Annotated in this window: 1 protein-coding gene and 1 pseudogene; both read left to right on the forward strand. The window is 69.5% G+C overall.

Going from position 1 to position 1,486, the window contains the following annotated elements:
• Window positions 1-58: 58 nt before the first annotated feature.
• Window positions 59-283, forward strand: a pseudogene (locus tag ACLEQD_RS43215) (condensation domain-containing protein); the annotation flags it as partial.
• Window positions 284-405: 122 nt separating this feature from the next.
• On the forward strand, window positions 406-1,486 hold a 1,081-nt coding region (locus tag ACLEQD_RS43220; RefSeq protein WP_410391762.1), incomplete at its 3' end, for an amino acid adenylation domain-containing protein.

A 1,486-nucleotide genomic window follows, 5' to 3' on the forward strand; every position in this document is an offset into this window, starting at 1 on the left:
GTTCGAAAAGCTCGTGGAGGAGCTGCACGTCGAACGCGCGCTGAGCCATGGACCGCTGGTGCAGGTGATGTTCGCCCTCCAGAACGCGCCCGGGACTCCGCCCCAGCTTCCGGACCTCCAGGTCCAGGCGTTGGAGCTCCAGACCCCGACCTCCAAGTTCGACCTCACCCTGGCCCTGACCGAAGTCCCGGAAGGTCTCAGCGGCACGTTCGAGTACGCGACCGCGCTGTTCGAGCCCCGCACCATCGAGCGGATGGCCGACCACTTCCGCCGCCTCCTGGAAGGCGCGCTCCGTCACCCCGACGCGGGCATCCACGCCCTGCCCTGGCTCTCCGAAGCGGACGCCGGCAGGTCATCACGGCATGGAACGACACCGGCCGGCCCTATCCGAGGGACCTCTCCCTGGTGCAGGCCTTCGAAGCCCAGGTGGCCACGCGGCCGGAGGCCATCGCCGTGCGCCACGGGGCCCAGGCGCTCACGTACGCGGAGCTGGACGCTCGCGCCAACCAGCTCGCGTGGACGCTCAAGGCCCAGGGTGTCGGACCGGAGGCGCCACGCGTGGGCGTGTGCCTGACGCGCTCCATCGACCTCATCGTGTCGCTGGTCGCCGTGCTCAAGGCGGGCGGCGCCTACGTGCCGTTGGATCCGGACTACCCTGCGGATCGCCTGGCCCTCATGATCTCCGATGCGAAGGTGCATCGGATCATCACGGGGACGGCGACCTCGATCCAGTTCTCTTCGGACAGCGTCGGGTGCATCCGAATCGATGCGCTGGAGGCCACCGCCCATCCCGGTTCACCGTACGACGCGACGCGCTTCCATCCCTTGGAGCCCGCGTACGTCATCTACACGTCCGGCTCCACCGGCCGGCCCAAGGGGGTCTGCGTTCCGCATCAGGCCGTGATGCGGCTGGTGATGGATCCGGACTACATCCCCTTCGGCCCGGAGGACCGGGTGGCCCAGGCGGCGACGGTGTCCTTCGACGCCTCGACCTTCGAGATATGGGGCGCGCTGCTCAACGGCGCCACGCTCGTCCTGTTCTCCAAGGAGGAGATCATCGACCCCGTGACGCTGGCCCGGGGTCTGCGCGACGAGCGCATCACCGCGCTGTTCCTCACCACGGCCCTGTTCAACCACGTCACCCGGATGGAGCCCACGGCCTTCAACGGCCTGTCCACGCTCCTCTTCGGCGGCGAGGCCGTGGACCCGGCCTGCGTGAACCGGCTGCTTGCCCACGGTGGGCCGCGCAGGCTGTTGCACGTCTACGGCCCCACGGAGAACACCACGTTCAGCACGTGGCACCCCGTCACGGAGCCCGTCACCGGCACGGTGCCCATCGGCAAGCCCCTCTCCAACAGCACGGCCTACGTGCTGGACACGCACCTGCACCCGGTGGCGCCGGGCATCGTCGGCGAGCTGTTCGTCGGCGGTGACGGCCTCGCCTGGGGCTACTGGGAGCGGCCCGACCTCACCGCGACCGCCTTCA

Source organism: Corallococcus sp. 4LFB (assembly GCF_046520365.1).
Taxonomy (GTDB): domain Bacteria; phylum Myxococcota; class Myxococcia; order Myxococcales; family Myxococcaceae; genus Corallococcus; species Corallococcus caeni.